At 37.2% G+C, this 21240-nt stretch carries 19 protein-coding genes and 2 pseudogenes; 17 read left to right on the top strand and 4 right to left on the bottom strand.

Going from position 1 to position 21240, the window contains the following annotated elements:
* Window positions 1–6: 6 nt before the first annotated feature.
* The 9 genes from mlaD to pnuC all read left to right on the top strand — a co-directional run bounded on the left by mlaD (window position 7) and on the right by pnuC (window position 6471).
* Window positions 7–513 (top strand): outer membrane lipid asymmetry maintenance protein MlaD, encoded by a 507-nt coding sequence (gene mlaD, locus AC6H0A_RS10445; RefSeq protein WP_005636837.1) that lies wholly within the window; start codon window positions 7–9, stop codon window positions 511–513.
* A gap of 25 nt (window positions 514–538) precedes the next feature.
* Entirely contained in the window at window positions 539–1186 is a 648-nt protein-coding gene (gene mlaC, locus AC6H0A_RS10440; RefSeq protein WP_005641100.1) for a phospholipid-binding protein MlaC, read from the top strand.
* Between the two features lie 10 nt (window positions 1187–1196).
* A complete protein-coding gene (locus AC6H0A_RS10435; RefSeq protein ID WP_070047020.1) occupies window positions 1197–1523 on the top strand; it encodes an STAS domain-containing protein in 327 nt (108 codons plus the stop codon).
* 11 nt (window positions 1524–1534) lie between these two features.
* The gene (locus AC6H0A_RS10430; protein WP_005641094.1) at window positions 1535–1792 is read left to right on the top strand and encodes a BolA family protein; all 258 of its coding nucleotides are present in this window, start codon (window positions 1535–1537) and stop codon (window positions 1790–1792) included.
* 10 nt (window positions 1793–1802) lie between these two features.
* Complete coding sequence (gene murA / locus AC6H0A_RS10425; protein ID WP_179230774.1) at window positions 1803–3077, top strand: UDP-N-acetylglucosamine 1-carboxyvinyltransferase; 1275 nt, start codon at window positions 1803–1805, stop codon at window positions 3075–3077.
* Between the two features lie 300 nt (window positions 3078–3377).
* Window positions 3378–4151 (top strand): amino acid ABC transporter substrate-binding protein, encoded by a 774-nt coding sequence (locus AC6H0A_RS10420; RefSeq protein WP_005641090.1) that lies wholly within the window; start codon window positions 3378–3380, stop codon window positions 4149–4151.
* Window positions 4135–4851, top strand: a complete 717-nt coding sequence (locus AC6H0A_RS10415; RefSeq protein WP_005641087.1) for an amino acid ABC transporter permease — start codon at window positions 4135–4137, stop codon at window positions 4849–4851. The genes AC6H0A_RS10420 and AC6H0A_RS10415 overlap by 17 nt, the downstream gene beginning before the upstream one ends.
* A gap of 9 nt (window positions 4852–4860) precedes the next feature.
* A complete protein-coding gene (locus AC6H0A_RS10410) occupies window positions 4861–5628 on the top strand; it encodes an amino acid ABC transporter ATP-binding protein (RefSeq protein WP_005641083.1) in 768 nt (255 codons plus the stop codon).
* Window positions 5629–5793: 165 nt separating this feature from the next.
* On the top strand, window positions 5794–6471 hold the full coding sequence (gene pnuC / locus AC6H0A_RS10405) for a nicotinamide riboside transporter PnuC (protein WP_005641075.1): 678 nt from the start codon (window positions 5794–5796) through the stop codon (window positions 6469–6471).
* Window positions 6472–6641: 170 nt separating this feature from the next.
* Here pnuC and pssA read toward each other — a convergent pair whose 3' ends face one another.
* Window positions 6642–8009 (bottom strand): CDP-diacylglycerol--serine O-phosphatidyltransferase, encoded by a 1368-nt coding sequence (pssA, locus tag AC6H0A_RS10400; protein ID WP_005641073.1) that lies wholly within the window; start codon window positions 8007–8009, stop codon window positions 6642–6644.
* 146 nt (window positions 8010–8155) lie between these two features.
* On the opposite strand from pssA, the gene AC6H0A_RS10395 reads away from it, so the two are divergent.
* Window positions 8156–9211, top strand: coding sequence for a tRNA/rRNA methyltransferase (locus AC6H0A_RS10395; protein WP_005641067.1), 1056 nt, complete (start codon window positions 8156–8158; stop codon window positions 9209–9211).
* A gap of 32 nt (window positions 9212–9243) precedes the next feature.
* Here the strand turns inward: AC6H0A_RS10395 and AC6H0A_RS10390 are convergent.
* Window positions 9244–9941, bottom strand: a pseudogene (locus tag AC6H0A_RS10390) (tRNA1(Val) (adenine(37)-N6)-methyltransferase).
* 80 nt (window positions 9942–10021) lie between these two features.
* On the opposite strand from AC6H0A_RS10390, the gene srmB reads away from it, so the two are divergent.
* On the top strand, window positions 10022–11347 hold the full coding sequence (gene srmB / locus AC6H0A_RS10385) for an ATP-dependent RNA helicase SrmB (RefSeq protein ID WP_497512642.1): 1326 nt from the start codon (window positions 10022–10024) through the stop codon (window positions 11345–11347).
* A 118-nt stretch (window positions 11348–11465) separates the two neighbouring features.
* Here srmB and rdgC read toward each other — a convergent pair whose 3' ends face one another.
* Window positions 11466–12374, bottom strand: coding sequence for a recombination-associated protein RdgC (gene rdgC / locus AC6H0A_RS10380; RefSeq protein WP_005641058.1), 909 nt, complete (start codon window positions 12372–12374; stop codon window positions 11466–11468).
* Between the two features lie 65 nt (window positions 12375–12439).
* Here rdgC and proC point away from each other — a divergent pair, with 65 nt between their 5' ends.
* The 4 genes from proC to pyrG all read left to right on the top strand — a co-directional run bounded on the left by proC (window position 12440) and on the right by pyrG (window position 17169).
* Complete coding sequence (gene proC / locus AC6H0A_RS10375) at window positions 12440–13255, top strand: pyrroline-5-carboxylate reductase (RefSeq protein ID WP_005641056.1); 816 nt, start codon at window positions 12440–12442, stop codon at window positions 13253–13255.
* Window positions 13255–14421 (top strand): 3-phenylpropionate MFS transporter, encoded by a 1167-nt coding sequence (locus AC6H0A_RS10370; RefSeq protein WP_005641054.1) that lies wholly within the window; start codon window positions 13255–13257, stop codon window positions 14419–14421. The genes proC and AC6H0A_RS10370 overlap by 1 nt, the downstream gene beginning before the upstream one ends.
* A 30-nt stretch (window positions 14422–14451) precedes the next feature.
* Window positions 14452–15345, top strand: coding sequence for a site-specific tyrosine recombinase XerD (gene xerD, locus AC6H0A_RS10365; protein WP_005641053.1), 894 nt, complete (start codon window positions 14452–14454; stop codon window positions 15343–15345).
* Between the two features lie 186 nt (window positions 15346–15531).
* Entirely contained in the window at window positions 15532–17169 is a 1638-nt protein-coding gene (gene pyrG / locus AC6H0A_RS10360) for a glutamine hydrolyzing CTP synthase (protein ID WP_179230773.1), read from the top strand.
* A gap of 311 nt (window positions 17170–17480) precedes the next feature.
* Here the strand turns inward: pyrG and AC6H0A_RS10355 are convergent, their stop codons facing one another.
* The gene (locus AC6H0A_RS10355) at window positions 17481–18617 is read right to left on the bottom strand and encodes an IS1595 family transposase (protein ID WP_005641051.1); all 1137 of its coding nucleotides are present in this window, start codon (window positions 18615–18617) and stop codon (window positions 17481–17483) included.
* Between the two features lie 480 nt (window positions 18618–19097).
* Here AC6H0A_RS10355 and AC6H0A_RS10350 point away from each other — a divergent pair.
* Window positions 19098–20072: pseudogene (locus AC6H0A_RS10350) on the top strand (nucleoid-associated protein).
* Window positions 20069–21238 carry a hypothetical protein gene (locus tag AC6H0A_RS10345; protein WP_005641049.1) on the top strand — a complete coding sequence of 390 codons (1170 nt, stop codon included), beginning with the start codon at window positions 20069–20071 and terminating at the stop codon, window positions 21236–21238. Before AC6H0A_RS10350 ends, AC6H0A_RS10345 begins: the two are co-directional and overlap by 4 nt.
* Window positions 21239–21240 lie beyond the last annotated feature (2 nt).

Genomic DNA, 21240 nt, shown 5'->3' with positions numbered 1-21240 from the left:
TTTTTTATGAGACAAACAATTAAATATGAATTTTGGGTTGGGTTATTTTTATTACTTGGTATTGGCGCTTTGGTTTTTTTAGGTTTGCGCGTAGCCAACGTACAAGGTTTTGGTGAGACGAAATCTTATACTGTGACGGCAACTTTTGATAATATTGGTGGACTTAAAGTACGTGCACCATTGAAAGTTGGTGGAGTGGTTATTGGGCGTGTGAGCGGTATTACGCTTGATGAAAAAAGCTATTTACCAAAAGTCAGTATTGCTATTAACCAAGAATATAATGAAATCCCAGAAAACAGTTCTTTATCAATTAAGACATCTGGTTTATTAGGTGAGCAATATATTGCATTAACAATGGGATTTGATGATGGTGAATCGGCAATGCTTAAAGAGGGTAGCCAAATCCAAGATACAAAATCTGCTATGGTGTTGGAGGATTTAATCGGCCAATTCCTTTACGGCGATAAAAAATCTGATGGTAACAGTGAAAAGACTGAGCCTACAGTACAATAACAACTAACATTTATTTAGGAGATTTATGATGAAATTTTTCCAAGTGAAAAAATGGTTTGCAATTTTAACTTTAGTATTTACCGCACTTTTTGCTGCTGGTACTGCTATGGCTGAAACAAGTCCTTATATATTAATGCAACAAGCGTCAGATAAATTGTTTTCTGATATTCAGACAAATCAAAACCAGATTAAAAAGAATCCAAATTATTTACGTACTATCGTTCGTAATGATTTACTGCCTTATGTTCAAGTCAATTATGCAGGTTCTTTGGTGCTAGGTTCTCATTTCAAATCTACTACACCTGAACAACGCGAAAAATTCTTTAAAGCTTTTGGTGATTTTATTGAACAAGCTTATGCACAAATATTAACGGCATATTCAAATCAACAAATTCAAATCGAGCCAGAAAAAGCATTAGGCGATAAAAACTTAGTAAATATTCGTGTGAATATCATTCAAGTTAACGGAGCTGCGCCAATTAAATTAGATTTTAAATGGCGTAAAAATAGTAAAACTGGTGAATGGCAAGCTTATGACATGGTTGCTGAAGGTGTGAGTATGGTTGTGACAAAACAACAAGAATGGAGTGGTATCTTACGTCAACATGGCATTGATGCATTAACTGCACAAGTACAAAAATCAGCAGCCCAACCTGTAACATTAAGCAAATAATCTTGTTGCCATGTTAAATTGGGATTTAAAAAAAAATGATGATAAGATAGCGCTCCTTTTGTCTGGGGAGCTATCTCGCAACACGTTGTTGCCTATGTGGCAGCAACGTGATGTTTTTTTATCAGCTAATGTGCTTAATAAAACGGTTGTTGAATGGGATTTGTCTGGTATTCAACATATTGATTCAGCTGGTTTTGCAGCTCTTTGTGATTTTTTACGAGAGTGCCAAAAGCTTAACAAAACAGTGCGATTAGTTTATCCACCAAAACAATTATTAACCCTTGCGGATCTTGTTGGTTTATCTGATTGGATCGCAAATTTTACAGATCTTAATTAAATGGAAATCTGATGGAACTTCAAGAAATTGAACGAATTTTAAAAGATGTGCTAAACGTAGAAGAGGTTTATGCTCAAGGTGAAAATGCGCATTTTGGCGTGATTGTAGTGAGTGATGAAATTGCCGCACTTTCTCGCGTAAAACAACAACAAACAATTTATGCTCCGTTAATGACTTATTTTACTACTGGCGAAATTCACGCGTTAACAATTAAAACTTATACCACTGAAAAGTGGAAACGTGATCGTGCATTAAACCAACTTAATTAAGGATTCAAAAATGGAAAAATTTCGTGTTTATGGGCAATCTCGTTTAAGTGGAACCGTGAATATTTCAGGTGCAAAAAATGCCGCACTTCCAATTCTTTTTGCCGCTATTTTGGCAACAGAACCAGTTAAACTCACGAACGTTCCTGCGCTTAAAGATATTGAAACTACGTTGAAAATTTTACGTAAATTAGGCGTGGTTGTGGATCGTGATAAAACTGGCGCAGTTTTATTAGATGCATCGAATATCGATCATTTCACGGCTCCTTATGAATTGGTCAAAACCATGCGTGCTTCGATTTGGGCATTGGCGCCTTTAGTTGCTCGTTTTCATCAAGGCCAAGTATCGTTACCTGGCGGTTGCTCTATCGGTGCTCGTCCAGTTGATCTCCATATTAGCGGTTTAGAAAAATTAGGCGCGGACATCGTTCTCGAAGAAGGATATGTAAAAGCACAAGTATTAGATCGCCTTGTGGGAACAAGCATTGTAATGGAAAAAGTAAGTGTAGGTGCAACTTTATCTATTATGATGGCAGCAACGCTTGCGAAAGGAACCACAGTGATTGAAAACGCGGCTCGTGAGCCTGAAATTGTAGATACCGCAAACTTCCTTAATAAAATGGGCGCGAAAATATCTGGTGCAGGTTCTGATCACATCACGATTGAAGGTGTTGAATGTTTAACTGGTTGTGAACATAGTGTCGTGCCAGATCGTATTGAAACGGGTACATTCTTAATTGCCGCAGCAATTTCGGGCGGTCGTGTTGTTTGTCAAAATACTAAGGCTGATACTTTAGATGCAGTGATCGATAAACTTCGCGAAGCTGGCGCTCAAGTTGATGTTACAGAGAATAGCATCACTTTAGATATGCTTGGAAAGCGCCCTAAAGCAGTGAATATTCGTACGGCACCACATCCAGGGTTCCCTACTGATATGCAGGCTCAATTCACCTTATTAAATATGGTAGCAGAGGGTACAAGCATTATCACTGAAACGATTTTTGAAAATCGTTTTATGCATATTCCTGAATTAGTTCGCATGGGTGGTAAAGCTGAAATTGAAGGGAATACTGCGGTATGTCATGGTGTTGAACAGTTATCTGGCGCAGAAGTGATGGCGACAGATTTACGCGCATCAATCAGTTTAGTTCTTGCAGGTTGTATCGCAACAGGTGAGACTATTGTAGATCGTATTTATCATATCGATCGTGGTTATGAGCATATCGAAGATAAATTACGAGGTCTAGGTGCGAAAATTGAGCGTTTTTCTGGAAGTGATGAAGCGTAATTAGGTACGCTACTTTTCTATTAGACATTACAAGTTTATTTATAATCTTAAATTTCTATTAATGCCTTTCTTTAGAAAGGCATTTTTTTACTGAAATTTTATAAGAGTAGATTGAACACATTGTTTAGAAACCTGTTTTTCTATAAGAAAGTGCGGTAGATTACTTTTTTATTTTGATAGTAATCAGTCATATCGCTTTTTTATAACTAAAATTTATAAACTATAAATAAATAATCTTGTTTTTTCATAAGTTTGGTTTTTATAATCACGCTTAGACAAACACAACACAAGGAAGAAAAAATGAAAAAATTATTTTTTACAACCGTACTTTTAGGTGCTGGTATTGCTTTCTCAACATTTTCTCACGCTGGTGAAATTGCTGACCGCGTTGAAAAAACTAAAACTTTATTAGTGGGAACTGAGGGTACTTATGCGCCATTTACTTTCCATGGTAAAGACAGCAAATTGACAGGTTTTGATGTAGAAATCATTGAGAAAGTGGCAGAAAAATTAGGTTTGAAAATTGAATTTAAAGAAACCGCTTGGGATGGAATGTATGCAGGTTTGAATGCAAAACGATTTGATGTTATTGCAAACCAAACGAATCCAAGTCCAGAGCGCTTAAAAAAATATGATTATTCTGCGCCTTATAATTATTCTGCTGGTGTTATTGTGACGAAAGAAAATAATAACAGCATTAAGACTTTCTCTGATTTAAAAGGGAAAAAATCAGCTCAATCAGCAACGAGTAACTGGAGCAAAGATGCTCGTGATAATGGCGCGATTATTGTGACAGTGGATAGCCTTGCGCAAAATCTTGAAGCTGTCAAACAAGAACGTGTTGATGCAACAGTGAATGATAAATTAGCTGTGCTTGATTATTTCAAAAAACAACCAAATGCAGGTTTAAAAATTGCCGTTGAGAGCGATAAGAAAATCCCAACAGGTTTCGCATTTTTGAAAGGTGAAGAAGAACTCATTGCAAAAGTGAATAAAGCACTAGAAGAATTACGCCAAGACGGTACATTAAAACAACTTTCAATTAAATGGTTTGGTGATGACATTACTCAATAATTTGTTAGCGAGTCTTCCATTTATGAGTGCAGAACGAGCTGATTATATAATCAGCTCGTTTTGGCCTATGTTGGAAGGCGCAATTTTATATACGATTCCCTTAGCCGTTATTTCCTTTTTTTGTGGCTTATTTATTGCGGTAATTGTTGCCGTAATTTGTACGCTCCCTCATCCAAATTTTATGACTAAACTTTTGCAAAGTATTTGTCGCGCTTATATTTCTATTATTCGTGGTACGCCAATGCTTGTGCAGATTTTTATTATTTTCTATGGATTGCCTGAAGTCGGCATTAAACTCGAGCCTTTCCCAACTGCAATTATTGCCTTCTCAATCAATATTGGTGCTTATGCTGCAGAAACAGTGCGTGCATCAATTATTGCAATCCCAAAATGGCAGTGGGAGGCTTCTTATGCTATAGGAATGAATTATCAACAGGCATTTATTCGAACGATTATGCCACAGGCATTACGCATTTCCGTCCCATCGCTTTCTAACACTTTTATTAGTACGGTGAAAGATACTTCTTTGGCTTCCTTAGTATGGATTGCAGAACTGTTTCGTGTCGCACAAAATATTACAGCTGAGAATTATGAGTTTATTTTGATTTATAGTGAGGCTGCATTGATTTATTGGGTTTTCTGCCTTGTGTTATCTATTGGTCAAATGCGTTTAGAAAAACGCCTTTCTCGTCACTTGTAAGGATTGTCTATGTTAAAAGTAAGTAATATTCATAAAAACTTTAATGGCAATCATGTGTTAAAAGGCATTGATTTTGAAATTAATAAAGGTGAAGTGGTCGCAATTTTAGGACCTTCTGGTTCTGGAAAAACTACCTTTTTACGTTGCTTAAACTTGCTTGAGAGACCAGAGCAAGGCATTTTGGAATTTACTGATGGTAGTCTAAAAATTAATTTTAGCCAGAAAATTAGTAAAGCAGATGAATTGAAGTTGCGCCGACGTTCATCAATGGTATTTCAACAATATAATTTATTTCCTCATCGCTCCGCCCTTGAAAATATCATGGAAGGAATGGTTGTTGTGCAAAAACAAGATAAGAGTCAGGCTAGAGAAAAGGCTCTTAGCTTGTTAGAGAAGGTAGGACTAAAAAATAAAGCGGATTTATTTCCATCCCAACTTTCTGGTGGCCAGCAACAGCGAGTCGGGATTGCCCGAGCCCTTGCGGTTAAACCTGATATTATTTTATTAGATGAACCTACATCGGCGTTAGATCCAGAATTGGTTGGCGAGGTGTTACAAACACTAAAAATGCTCGCTCAAGAAGGCTGGACAATGATTATTGTTACTCATGAAATGCAGTTTGCGAAAGATGTTGCGGATCGTGTAATTTTGATGGCAGATGGGCATATTGTAGAACAAAATACAGCAAATAAATTCTTTTCTTGCCCACAACACGAGCGGACTAAACAGTTCTTATTACAAGCCAAAATAGCACTTGATCCAGATTATTGCATTTAAAGTGCGGTGAATTTTTAGAGAGTTTTCTGAACAATGGATTATTTAGGATTTAATTGAAACGTGATGAATTTCACAAGTTGAGAATTAAATGTCTCTGAATCTTTACATTATCAACAAACAATGCAAGAATGCTCGCATTCAAATTTAAGTCAACAGGAGTAAATCATGACTTTGGCAGAACGTTTAAAACAAGAATTTGTTTCTGGTTGGAAACCTTTTGAGGTCGTTTGGCTTGCGCTTTTCATCATCGCGCAAATTTGGGCTTATGTACAAGCGCCAGATTCTTGGTTAGCAATGATTTCTGGTATTTCCGGTATTTTGTGTGTGGTATTGGTAAGTAAAGGTAAAATTAGTAATTATTTCTTTGGATTAATTTTTGCTTACACTTATTTTTATGCCGCTTGGGGATCAAATTTCTTAGGCGAAATGAATACCGTACTCTATGTATATTTGCCATCTCAATTTATTGGTTACTTCATGTGGAAAGCCAATATGCAAAAGAGTGATGGTGGAGAAAGTGTGATTGCCAAAGCTTTAACTGTTAAAGGATGGATGACATTAATTGTTGTGACTACGCTTGGTACTTTGCTTTTTGTTCAAGCATTACAAGCGGCTGGTGGAAGTTCAACAGGTTTAGATGGTCTAACTACCATTATTACGGTTGCTGCACAGATTTTAATGATTTTGCGTTATCGTGAACAGTGGTTGTTATGGATTGCTTTAAATATCCTTTCTATTTTCTTATGGGCAGAAACACCAGCGATGTACTTAATGTATTCAGCCTACTTACTTAACTCGTTGTACGGTTATTATAACTGGACGAAATTGGTTAAACATAGCTAACTAAACATACTTAAGCAAAATTAAAAAACCAAAAGAGTGGTAATAATGAAGCTGTCCTCCCAAAAATCAGACTGTTTAATCAAAGTCCAAACTCTTGATTAAACAGTCTGATTTTTTGGGATAGATCATTTTTACAAGGCTTTGTTATCAGATCTAAATATTATCTAGCACTACAGAATCATTTTCACCAATTTATCCGCTTTAATTCGTGCAAATTTTTTCAAAAGTTTTTGCACTGGTTCTGGGTATTGATTCAATTCTCCTAATTCAGTGTAATGTTTTAATACTTTTGTATGTTGGCGAATTTGGTTTTGCTCTTTTTCCACTTGAGCTAAAAGCTGTTGTTGTGGATCGTAAATTAATAAGCCATTTTCTGCATCCAAACGCCATGCTCGAGGGTTAAGATTATTTCCCGTAAGTAAAATATAACGGTCATCTACCCACACACCTTTTAAGTGGTAGGTATTATCGCCATCACGCCATAAACGCACCACAAGCTGACCATTTTCAATTTGAGTCTCAAATTTTTCACAGAAACGGCGAAGATTACTTTCATAAAGATAAGGTAACGCTCCCGCCATTTTGAATGGTTGTTCTGGTGGAATGTAAAAATCGTTTGCGACTTTATCGCCAACAATAATTTCTACTCGTTTACCGTTTTCCAATAACGTTGCTATTTTATGTTGCAATGTGCGTGGGAAATTAAAGTATGGCGTACAAATCACCAATTTTTCTTGTACTTGCAAGAATAAATCTTCAATCACTTGATTTAATTCATTGCCTGATGCCCCTAAGCCAAAGAGCGGCGATACACTTAAAACATTCGGTAATTTCACCGCACTTTTTAATGAATATTCACCATTTTGAGCAAGATCTTTACGATAAGCGCGAATATTTCCTCGGATCTCTTTGGTGCGAGGGCGGTTGGTGACATCAAGTGGATAAACTGCACTGAAATCTAACAAGTAATCATTGATGAAATTCACCATCGAATCAGCTAATTCGGCATGAGTGATTTTTTGATAGCGGTCGTAACGATATTTTTCAAATTGATGAAGATAAACATTATTAATGCTTGCACCGCTATAAAGCACCGTATCATCAAATACAAAGCCTTTAACGTGCAATACACCAAAAACTTCGCGTGTATTAATTGGCACGCCAAAGAACATATTCGGATCATCAGGCAACTGATAAGTTTGGCGTTGCTCGCAATACCAATCTGCATTAGTGGCCGATTTTTCCGCCCCTAATAAATTGCGTTGTGCGCGATGCCAATCTATGAGAATTTTTACATCCAAATGTGGATTTTCTTGCTTCACACGATAAATTTCATCGAGGATTTCCTGCCCCGCTTCATCTTTTTGCCAATAAAGGGCGGTGACATAAATACGTTTTTTTGCGTTTCTGATTAATTCAATAATTTGAGTTTTAAATTCAGCTGGGCTACCCAAAAATTCAATTTGCTCAGCTTGCAAGGCAAGGAATGGCAAATTATTTAAATTTTGTTCAGCTCGTTTGGTTTTATTGATTAACATAATCCATCTCGTGATTAAAGACTAGTGCGTTAGTTTACAATATTTCACGCGCTTATTAATAGAAAAAAGGCTTTTTTTCGTTATAATGCTCACAAATTTTAGCATTTTTCGGCTAAAAAATAGCCATTTTTATTCAGGAAAACCCTATGAACGACAAACACAAACCGTCTTTTCAATCCGCTGGCAGATCCTTTCAAGAACGCTCAGTAGGTGAAAAATACAGAGAAAAACCAACTCAAAATCGACCGCACTCTAATGATAAATTTAATGGAAATAGAAACGAAAAATCTCGTTTTTCTCGTGATAAACAAGAAGTGAAAGAAACTAAAATTACGCAACTTTCTTTATCTCGTGTGCCATCAAATAAAAATGTAGAACAACCTAAAGTTCAAGTGACGATAAAAAGTACGGGTACGGTTTATAAAACAAAAGAAAAGAAAACGGGTGCGCTTTCTCCTCGAGCACCTGAAAAAATTAAGAAAAACCGTGCGGAAGAAATGAAGGTTTACGGTGAAAATGCCTGTTTAGCTTTATTTGCAGAACGCCCTGAAAGTATTGTTCGATTGTGGGCAAGCGTGCAAATGTCACACAAAATTGGTGAGGTATTGAGTTATTTAGCCGAAAACAAGAAGGCTTATCATGTTGTAGATAGCGAAGAATTAGCTCGAGTGAGTGGAACAGAACATCATGGTGGCATTTGCTTATTGGTGAAGAAACCGCGTGCTTTCACGTTGCAAGGGTATTTGGATATTCCTCGTGAAGAGGATTGTTTAGTGCTATTAGATAACGTGAATAATGCGCAAAATATTGGTGGGGTATTGCGTACTTGTGCTTATTTTGGCGTGAAAAATATTGTCGCCGATAATGTGGAAAATCTGTATTCGGCAGCCTCAATGCGCGTAGCAGAAGGTGGCGCGGAATATATTCGTGTGTTAGAAACGGATTATATTGATTCCGCTTTAATGCAATTGCGCAAATCAGGCTATCAAATCGTATATGTGTCGCACAATAAACAAGGCGAGCCGTTGGATAAAGTGCGGTTAAAAAATAAAGTGGTTTTTGTGCTAAGTGAAAGTTCTACGGAAAGTTTAGCGACTTCAGAAGACACACAAGTGCGTTTAACGCTTGCAAGTCCAATTAAATCAGGCTTAAACATTGCAGTGAATGCTGGGGTGTTGTTGGCGAAGTGGTATTTTAGATAGTGTATGATTTAAAGGGGAAAATGATTTCCCCTTTAAAATTTCAAATAAAAGTCTTTAGTCAATTCAATAAACTCTTCAGTGTATTGGTTATCCTCATCATAAATTACCAATTGATCTTGTATTGAAACTTGGGGTTGTTTAGAAAACGTGAGTAGCATTCTTTGGGGAGTTTTCCCACTTTAGTAATGACATTCGTCTGTTTTATGCAAAAAAGTGCGGTGGATTTTATAAGCATTTTTCCTGCATCATAAGGCAAAACAAAACTTATTCTCCCATTTTCCGATAAGCGCGTGTCAGCCCATTCTAACCAATTTAAGTGGCTTTGCTTGGTATAACGAGCCAATTCTCGTTCCTCATTCTTACAAGCAATACCTTGTTCAAAATAAGGTGGATTGGCTACAATTAAATCAAAGGTTTGTTCAGTGGTTTGTAAAAAATGTTGTATATCCGTTTGAATAAGTTGAATGCGATTTTTCCACACAGAATCATTGATGTTTTCTTGCGCTTGTTTTGCTGCAATGGGATCCAACTCAACCGCTTGAATTTGGCAGCTTTCTTTTGTTCGTTGTGCCAACATTAAAGACAATAATCCTGTGCCGCTCCCCATATCTAAAATATTTTTACAATGCTTTATATCTGCCCAAGCACCTAACAAAATGCCATCAGTGCCGACTTTCATGGCACAAGAATCTTGATTAATATGGAATTGTTTAAAGGTAAACTCGCTCATAAATTTTTCGTAAATTGACCGCACTTTTAGGTGCTTTTCGGGTATAATTCGCGCCAATTTTAACAAAGAACCGCACAATAATGAATTTACCCCAATTTGAACAATTCGATCTTTCTCCTGAGCTTTTAAAGGCGCTTGAGAAAAAAGGTTATTCCCGCCCAACAGCTATTCAGATGGAATCCATTCCTGCCGCAATGGAAGAGTGTGATGTATTAGGCTCTGCTCCAACGGGAACAGGGAAAACTGCTGCTTTTTTATTACCTGCGCTACAACATTTATTGGATTATCCATGCCGTAAACCAGGTCCACCGCGTATTTTGGTATTGACACCAACCCGTGAACTGGCAATGCAAGTAGCTGAACAAGCGGAAGAATTAGCGCAGTTCACCCATTTAAATATTGCGACAATTACAGGTGGTGTGGCGTATCAAAATCACGGCGATGTATTCAATACCAATCAAGATTTAGTGGTGGCTACGCCCGGTCGTTTATTGCAATACATTAAGGAAGAAAATTTTGATTGCCGTTCCGTTGAAATGCTGATTTTTGACGAAGCCGATAGAATGTTACAAATGGGATTTGGACAAGATGCGGAAAAAATTGCGGCTGAAACCCGTTGGAGAAAACAAACCTTGTTATTTTCTGCAACCTTGGAAGGGGAGTTGTTGGTCGATTTCGCGGAGCGTTTGTTGAATGATCCTGTGAAAGTAGATGCAGAACCAAGTCGCCGCGAAAGAAAAAAAATCAATCAATGGTATTATCACGCAGACAGTAATGAACACAAAATCAAATTGCTTGCGCGTTTTATTGAAACTGAAGAAGTGACGCGTGGCATTGTGTTTGTTCGTCGTCGTGAAGATGTGCGTGCACTTTCAGAAACATTGCGTAAACGAGGCATTCGTTCCGCGTATTTAGAAGGCGAAATGGCACAAACTCAACGTAACAATGCGATTGATAAATTGAAATCAGGTATTGTGACGGTATTGGTTGCAACCGATGTGGCGGCGCGCGGTATTGATATTGATGATGTAAGCCATGTAATGAATTTTGATTTGCCATATAGTGCGGATACTTATTTACATCGAATTGGACGTACAGCGCGAGCAGGTAAAAAGGGCACGGCAGTCTCTTTTGTAGAAGCTCATGATTATAAGTTACTGGGTAAAATCAAACGCTATACTGAGAAAATTTTAAAGGCGCGCATTTTAGAAGGTTTAGAACCTCGCACTAAGCCACCAAAAGATGGTGAAGTGAAATCTGTCAGCAAAAAACAAAAGGCACGTATTAAAGAAAAACGTGAAGAAAAGAAAAAAACAGAGGCGAAGAAAAAAGTAAAATTACGTCATAAGGATACGAAAAATATCGGCAAACGACATAAGCCGAGCAACTCAAATACTGAGCAATAATTCAATAATTAGAGAGCCTTTCCTCATATTTTTGGAAAGGCTTTTGTCTATGCTTGATTTAACCTCTGTCTAGGCAAACATTATTCAATAAAAAGTGCGGTAAATTTGTAATATGATTTTATAGTCTAGTTTTTTCGCCACCAAATTCATCTAATAAATTTTCGGTGAGTTTGGCTAAAATACCTGTCATCAGTACAAAATCTGCATCGAAACGCTGTGCAAAATCTTCTTTCAGAATATCATCATTTTTTTCACGTACACTATCTGCAAATTTTAAACGTTTGAGGGTGCAATCCTCGTTAAAAACGAAAGTTAAGGTATCCTCCCATTCTAAGGCTAATTTGCTTACTACTTTTTTGCCATCTTGCAGAAGGGCGAGAATTTCTTCATTTTCTAAGGGTTGTTTTTTACAACGGATAACGCTGTCTTCCTGACTGCCACGAAGCTCGGCTTCTTCTAATGCAAGTAACCAATGCGGTAAGCTATCTTGAATGATCCAATTGGTTAAAATCGTGCTGGGTTCATTAGCAAAGGTTAAAGGCACGACAGGAAACGAACCTAAGGATTTGCGCAGTAATGCGAGCGCATCTTCCGCGCGTTTACTCGATGCGGCATCAACATGAACAAAATTATTTTCCGTATCAATCCACAGTGCCGTATGCTGATTTTTACTAAATGCACGAGGCAATAAATTCATAACAACATCATCTTTTAATGTCTGTTTTTCTACCTTTTTAAGTTTGCGATTTTCTTTTTTTTCAAGGGTTTCAATGCGGTCATCTAATTCACGTTTGACCACATTTGCCGGCAAGATTTTTTCTTCTTTTTTGGCGATTAATAGAATTTGTTTTCCAACAGAAAAATAGAGTAAATCAGCGCCTCGTAATGGGGCTGACCAGCCAAATTTACTTTGATCTTGAGCACCGCAAGGATGGAATTGACAATCTTCCAATTGAGTTTGTAGCTGTGCAAGATCCCAATCTAGCGGTTTAGTCAGCCTATAAGTCATTAAATTTTTGAACCACATCGTAACACTTCCTTCAATATAGGGTAGAATGTGCGACATTATAGCCCATAAAAGTAGGAAAAACGATGCAACACAAATTGATTGCCTTTATTGGCGGCGGCAATATGGCGCAGGCTATTATTCTTGGATTATTGAAACAAGGTTATCCTGCCGAGCAAATTATTGTGAATGATCCGAATGAGGAAAAAAGAGCATTTTTTGCTAATCTTGGCGTGGCAACTTCAGAAAATAATGTGGAAAGTGTAATCAAAGCAGAAGGTGTATTGCTTGCGGTAAAACCTCAAATGATGGCTGATGTTTGTTCGCCACTAAGTGCGGTGGATTTTTCCGATAAATTATTAATTTCCATTGCTGCGGGCATTTCAACTGAACGTTTGAACGCATTAATTCCAAGCGTAAAATCAATAGTGCGCGTCATGCCAAATACGCCCTCATTGGTGGGGGAAGGCATGGCGGGGTTATTTGCACCGAAAAATACGAGCGAAAATTACCGCACTTTTGCACAAGATTTATTGGGCGCTGTGGGAAGAACAGTTTGGGTGGATGATGAAACTCAAATGCACGCAGTAACCGCCGCTTCAGGAAGTAGCCCAGCCTATTTCTTTTTAATGCTGGAAGCAATGCAGCAGGCCTTAATCAAAATGAATATTGATGAGAAAACTGCGCGTGAATTAGTGCAGCAATCCATGCTTGGTGCAGCAAAAATGGTGACAGAGAATCCGCAAATTGCACTTTCAACTTTGCGTGAAAATGTTACCTCGAAAGGTGGCACCACTGCGGCAGCGTTAGCAGTATTTGACGCACAACATTTTAATCAAACAATAGAGCAAGCTATGCAGGCTTGTTTGTCTCGTTCACAAGAAATGGAAACTTTATTCTGATGCAAGTTCGTCCTTTTTATTGGCTCGCACTGAGCTTTCTAGGTTACTACTGCGCTTATGGTGTGTTTTTGCCGTTTTTCCCCGCATGGTTGAAATCACAACAATATGGCGAAGAAATGATTGGTTTGGTGATCGGGAGTGCTTATATTTTCCGATTTGCGGGCGGATTATTTTTTTCATCGCTAATTAAAAAAGCCAATCATATTATTATTTCCTTACGTCTATTGGCGTTAGCATCGGCCATTATTATGGCTGCAATGAGTTTAGTTGCACATAATTTTTGGCTGTTATTTATTGCTATTGGTTTGCATGCCTCTGTGAATTCAGCGGGAATGCCGATTGGGGATTCTTTGGCATCTACTTGGCAACGCCAAATCGGCTTGGATTATGGCAAAGTACGTTTAATTGGCTCTTCTGCCTTTATCCTTGGGGTAGTGGTATTTGGTGGCATGATTGGCTGGGTTGGTGAACAAAATATCGTGTGGATTTTGACCGCACTTTTATCCTTCTATACCATCATTCAGCTTTTAAAACCGAGCATTCCCCCAAAAGATGAAATACCTGAAGGTGGCGCTCCAAATGATGTTGGTTTTATTGCTTTACTGAAAAATCCTATTACATTGCGAGTCATGATTGCAGTAGGGCTGATTCAAGGCTCTCATGCGGCTTATTATGTTTATAGCACGATTTATTGGACAAGCATTGGAATTTCTGTTTCACAAACTAGCTTACTTTGGGGCATTGGCGTATTAGCGGAAATTGTATTATTTTTCTTCTCTCGTCGCTTATTTCAAAATATTTCTATCAGTGTGCTGCTTTATATTTCTGCGTTTGCGTGCATCGGACGCTGGGCTGTAATGGGATATATTGAAGATTTTTGGTTGGTATTCTTATTGCAACTTATGCACAGTTTAACCTATGCCGTTTGCCATTATGCGATTGTTCGCTATATCACCACTCAACCGCAAAGCCATATTGCGAAGTTACAAGGTTTGTATAATGGTTTATCGAATGGTGTGCTTATTGCCATTTTCACTGCGATTGCTGGCATGATTTATCCAACATCGCCGGCGATGACATTTGTATTTATGAGTATCATTGCAGCTGCAGCATTTTTTGTGATTCCTCGTAAGTTAAATGCCTTTTTGATTGTTCAGCATAAATAGGATGCATCGCTTGCCTTGTAGAAAAGTAATATGAAAAATCTTGCGCTCATTGATTTGTTTCTTAACGAATATTGGATTGAAAAAGGGCTTTCAGAAAATACCGTTCAATCTTATCGTTTGGATTTAACCGCACTTTGTGATTGGTTGAATAAAAACGACTTGTCTTTGGAAACTTTAGATGCTGTTGATTTGCAAGGTTTTCTGGGTGAACGTTTGGAGAAAGGTTACAAAGCCACGAGCACTGCGCGAATGTTAAGTGCAATGCGTAAACTTTTTCAATATTTATATCGGGAAAAATACCGAGTTGATGATCCAAGTGCGGTGCTAAGTTCGCCTAAATTACCCAGTCGCCTGCCAAAATATTTAACTGAGCAACAAGTGTCTGATTTGCTCAATACGCCAGATGTTGAAGTGCCTTTGGAGTTGCGTGATAAAGCAATGTTGGAGTTGCTTTATGCAACGGGGCTTCGTGTAACTGAGTTAGTTTCGCTGACGATTGAAAATATGAGCGTGCAACAAGGCGTGGTGCGAGTGATTGGTAAAGGGAATAAAGAGCGTATTGTGCCAATGGGGGAAGAAGCTGCCTATTGGGTTCGTCAATTTATGCTTTATGGTCGCCCTGTGCTATTAAATGGACAAAGTTCTGATGTTGTGTTTCCAAGTCAGCGTGCACAGCAAATGACTCGTCAAACTTTCTGGCATCGTGTAAAACATTATGCCATTCTCGCGGATATTGATGCTGATGCACTTTCCCCACACGTTCTTCGCCATGCTTTTGCCACCCATTTAGTAAATCACGGTGCGGATTTACGCGTGGTGCAAATGTTGCTAGGGCATACAGATTTATCCACAACACAAATTTATACTCACGTGGCAAAAGAAAGATTGAAACGATTGCATGAAAGGTTTCATCCTAGAGGATAGATAAATCTAACAAGGCTTTACATGCTAATTGTGGTTTTCTAATTGAGTTCATTGACCAAATCAGGTAAACTACCGTCCCGTCTTTGATAGCTAGTTATCTTCGATTTTTGACCGCACTTTTGGTTGATTTTGTCTGTAAGATGATTAGCTATAATCATTTATATCCCAATACAGATTAGGTTCCCTATGGCTACAAATTATATTTTCGTCACTGGCGGTGTGGTTTCATCGTTAGGTAAAGGCATTGCGGCAGCATCATTGGCGGCAATTTTAGAAGCTCGTGGTTTAAACGTAACTATTATGAAATTAGATCCATATATTAATGTGGATCCAGGTACGATGAGCCCAACCCAACATGGGGAAGTTTTCGTTACTCAAGATGGTGCTGAAACAGATTTAGACTTAGGTCACTATGAGCGTTTTATCCGCACGAAAATGACTAAACGTAATAACTTCACCACGGGTAAAATTTATTCTGAAGTATTACGTAAAGAGCGTCGTGGCGATTATCTTGGTGCAACAATTCAAGTGATTCCACATATCACCAATGAAATTAAAGATCGCGTCATAGCTGGCGCTCAAGGTCACGATGTTGTGATTGTTGAAGTGGGCGGTACCGTTGGCGATATTGAATCACTCCCATTCTTAGAAGCATTGCGTCAATTAGCCGTTCAAGTTGGTCGTGAACACACCTTATTTATGCACTTAACTTTAGTGCCTTATATTCCAACAGCGGGTGAAGTAAAAACTAAACCAACTCAACATTCTGTAAAAGAATTGCTTTCTATTGGTATTCAACCTGATGTGTTGATTTGCCGTTCAGATCGCATGATTCCGCCAAATGAACGTGCGAAAATTGCTTTATTCTGTAACGTTCCAGAACGTGCAGTCATTTCATTAAAAGATGTAAATTCGATTTATCAAATCCCAGCATTATTAAAATCTCAAGGTTTAGATGATTTTGTCTGTGAACGTTTCCGTTTAACTTGTCCTGAGGCGGATCTGTCTGAATGGGAGCAAGTGCTTTACAAACAAGCTAATCCAGTGGGTGAAGTGACCATTGGAATGGTGGGTAAATATACTGAGTTACCAGATGCCTATAAATCAGTAAATGAAGCATTGAAACATGCAGGCTTAACTAATCGTTTAAGCGTTAACATTAAATATATTGATTCCCAAGATGTTGAAACCAAAGGTGTTGAAGTATTAAAAGGCATTGATGGCATTCTTGTTCCTGGTGGATTCGGTTATCGTGGTGTGGAAGGTAAGATTCGTACCGCCCAATATGCACGTGAAAACAAAATTCCTTACTTAGGCATTTGTTTAGGTATGCAGATCGCGTTGATTGAATATGCACGTAATGTAGCGGGTTTAACTAAAGCAAATTCGTCTGAATTTGATAAAGATTGTGAACAACCTGTGGTTGCATTAATCACGGAATGGCAAGATGCAGATGGTAATACAGAAGTGCGTACCGATGAATCTGATCTTGGCGGAACAATGCGTTTAGGCGCGCAGCAATGTCATTTGGTGTCAGGCAGCCGTGCTCGTGAGCTTTATGGCAAAGAAACCATTGAAGAACGTCATCGTCATCGCTATGAAGTGAACAATACCTTGCTTCCACAAATTGAAAAAGCAGGATTGAAAGTAACGGGTTTATCTGCAGATAAAAAATTGGTAGAAATTATCGAAGTGCCAAATCATCCTTGGTTTGTCGCTTGCCAATTCCATCCAGAATTTACTTCTACGCCTCGTGATGGTCATCCGTTGTTTGCAGACTTTGTAAAAGCAGCTTATGAAAATCACAAACAATCTTTGAAGTAATGGATTAAATTAGAGTAAAAAGAGCGGTGAGAAACAACGAATTTTTTCGGTATTATGTAGCAGTTGCACAAAGTCCGAAAATTGACTAATTTACCGCGTAAATTTAAATGCCTTTCCGAATGAAAATCGTGAAAGGCATTTCTTTTACCTAAAATTCTAACTTCAACCTCGCAATTTTTCACATCAATTTTCCATTTTTTCAAACTCAAGGCGTAGCTATTCCGCTCAACCTTCATTCGATAAGCTATTTCTTTCTATCTAAGTCTATTGCGTATATAAGATTCTCTAAGTCTATTAGCGTATATAAGATTCTATGCTGCCATCAGAATTTCATCGTATGCAGCTTGTTCTTCAAGTCGCTTAAAGTAGAGTGATGAAATTTCGTTAGGTGCAAAGGCTTTCATACCGAGAAGCTCACCTTCACGATGATTTCCCTGCCAATAACCAACCCACTCTTTGAGCGGCAATACCCATAAGCAACGTTTGAGAACATCTTCAAAGAGTTCCCCATTCGATTTACGGCGATTATCTGAAAAGAATGCAGCTTGATTGGCATAGTGTAAGGCATATTTATTGTCGGCTTTATGGTGTGTACCACGCATTAAATCACGCATTCTGGCATTAAAAGATTCCGCAAGGTTATTATTTACACCTTTCGCACTATAAGCCTCTTGAAGATTCACCGACCAACGGGTGTAGTGAAAATCAAGGCTTTTATAAGCAGGGTTTTCATCACACATAATATCACTGCCTGCTTTTACAAAGCGTTGATTCAATGCAAAAACAGTATCCGCATTTTCGGTGTAATCCATTGCAACAATGGTACGATTTGCTCCAGATATATTACTATCATTTGCAGCACGTTGTGTAATAGCGAATAGACAACGTTTAGTCGTTCTAAATTTAGGATATTTGCAACCTTTCTCATCGGCTTTTTGACGTTGTTTATGATTGTTTTTACGAAAATTAGTTGGACGCAAGGTAAAGTTGATCCACATTCCATCTTCGTGAATTTCGCCTGACAATGAACTTAAATCGCGCGTTTTAAATAAAGCTTCGCGAACTTTCCCACAAAGTACAAATGCCGTTTTGTAGTTCAAATTAAGATGACGACTAACATCAATCGCACTAATGCCTTTTGAGCTATTTACCATCATTAAGATGACAGCAAGAATATCGACTAAATCAACTTTATGAAAGGCAAAGGCTGTATTTGTTGTAATATAAAAATGGCGTTTGCAATGTTTACAACACCAACGTTTACGAGAAGGAAGGAAATAGGCTTCGTGGCGAATACCACAATGCGGACAGCATACATCACGAACATTATTAGGGTTTCCCCAACGGTGAGTTTTTAAAAGGTGAAAAGCATCTTCTTCTGTAAGGCGTAAAATATCTTTTAAATTGATGTTTTTTGATTTGCTTGAAAGTAAATAATGTTGAGCCATTGCGAATTTCCTTGTGTAGTACAAGGCATTCGAGATTTGCTAAACGCCAGACACAAAAAAAACCACCCATCTGAAAAATCAGATCGGCTCAAAGCGTTTATGCCTCGAATACCGTACTGTCACAAGAAAATTTGTGAACTAAGCGCCTAGACAAACTCATTGCAGCATTCGCCCATGATGTGCAAGATGCTCAATTTTTGCGGTTTATCTATCTTCCCCATTTTAAGGGAAGCTAAAGGCAAAATAATTATTTCGTTGGCAAATTGTAGTCATTCTCGGAGGGAGTTTTTCCCTAAAGAACGAGATTTGAATGTAATCCTAAATTACGGATTCGTCAAGTAAAACAATTCCTTTGAGGGGATATCTTATTTTACTACCTACCTTTTAGTATTTTTAATTAACTATTTAGTTAATATATTTTTAAATTAGCTTATAATGCAATGAAACCTTAATTTTTTCATGGCAAGATAAGATACGATTATGACAATAAGACATATTACTTACCACATCTTACATAAAGAGCAAAACGGTGAAGCTAAGTTAGAGCTTAACCCTAGTCTACTTACCCCAAGTGAAGCTCATCATAATTTCTTGGAAACATTAACAAAAGCATATAGAGTTCGGGCAGGGAAAGGGTTTGGTTCATTTGATGGTGATGAAGACAATTTCCCAATGCCTAGATTCTTAAATGATTATTTGGGAGATGATGACTTTCAACACTTAACAGTAAGAATGATGAATACTCTTCTAGTAAAGATTCAAAGCCAATCTTTTGCCACAGGTGGAAAAGTATTTATCGCGCATTATGAAAATCAAGACAGCAATTACCTATTAATTGCCATTTTAGCTGACCGTGTTGGTTTCTCTGCTCAAAACTGGGAAATGTTAGAAAATGAAATGCTGGATATTGAGCATCTCAAATACGCTGGACGTATTGATTTAACTGCTTGGCAAGCAAATGAAACTCGTTATATTAGTTTCCTTAAAGGACAAGGTGATGTATCTGTTTACTTTAAAGAATTTTTATCTTGTAACGATGCTCTTGTTGCACGAGAAGAAACTAAAAAATTGGTAGTCTTGCTTGAAGAATTTACTCGTGAACAAGGTTATGAGTTAGAGCAAAAAACAGCATTCTTTAATGACATAAAATCTTATTTAACAGATATTAGTAATAATGGCGGATCATTTAATACTGAGGAGTTTACTAATCGAGTCTGTCCAAGCAATCCGCAGATTTTACAAGAAAAATTAAGTGATTTAGAACATGGTGTATAAGATGGATTTACGCCAGATAAAGTTTCACTTAAACGATTAGTTACTTTTGTAGGAAAAACAAGAAATTGGCGGTTATCATTTGATCGAAATGCGATGTCAGAAGGTGATATTACTCAAGAAAATGGTAAAATCATTATACATAACCCAACACCTGAATTATTAGAAGCATTTAACGAATGAGCGTAACTTTTTCTGATTTAATACAAATTTATCGTAGTTCTGAACCTGTAAATGGTTCAGATATGCGTGCTTTTTATATTCAAACAGAAGAAGAGTTAAATTTGCTTAATCAATTATTATCTGATGAAAATTACGATAATACTGCATTAACATCTGACAAAACACCTCAGCTTGATATGGTGATTAACCTCACTTTCGGAACGCCTAAACTTCAATTTGGACGTTTTTTTGACAAAATAGAAAACTTAATAAAAGGTGACATAGCTCAATTTAATAATACTTTACTTTCTCAATCTCCTTATTTTATAAAATCTGAAAACATTGCTTCATTTGATCAAAATATCTCTATTTTAGAATCCTATCAAGTTGTTAAAGAATTTTTGCAACAACTGATTTTAATGGATTCATATACAGATATTGTAAATAAAAAACTTATATTTTTTAGTAAAAAGACGTTTGAATTATCCATTGACGTAACAAATAAATTAAGTGAGTTTGTTCAGATTATTAAAAATCTTGACATCAGCAAGCGTAAACTGATTACCGACTTTCAAGAATGGATGAATGATGAATCCACCAGTAGCCATATAGATGAAAAGAAATCAATTTTAGCCTTTGTCTTATCAGATTCTTTATCACAAGAGGCTAATTTGTTAGATGTAATTCAGAATATTCAACATATAAGTGAATCAGTGCAAGCACAATATGCTTTGTACTTAGAAAACTTTAGTTATGAGAAATTTGTTAAAAAATTAGAGGAAAATACAGAAAAATTTGTATCAAAAATCAATGACACAATTAGTAAAGTTCTTCCTCAATTTTTAGGATTACCATTTCTTACTGCCGTACCATCAGCTTTAAAATCAGGTGATAATTGGCTTATCTATCTTGCCCTCATTATATATTGTTTAATATGCGGATATGGATTATCTAATCAGAAATTGATTTTAGACAATCTTAGACAAGATGTAGATAGATTTGAAGAAAAAGGGAAGGTTCCTGAAAAGTTAAAAGAACAATGGAAAGAAGATAAAGATAGAATAAGTAAGTTACTTCTAAAACAAAGACACCTATATCGAATACTCTTTATTTCTTTATTATTCTTTTTATCTTACGGTATTTATAAATTTATATCTATTATATATAGTTCATTTGTTTGTAACTAATG

It is taken from the genome of Haemophilus sp. THUN1692, from assembly GCF_059704395.1.
Note: the sequence above shows the minus strand (reverse complement) of the source record. Positions and strands in the feature narration are given on the sequence as shown.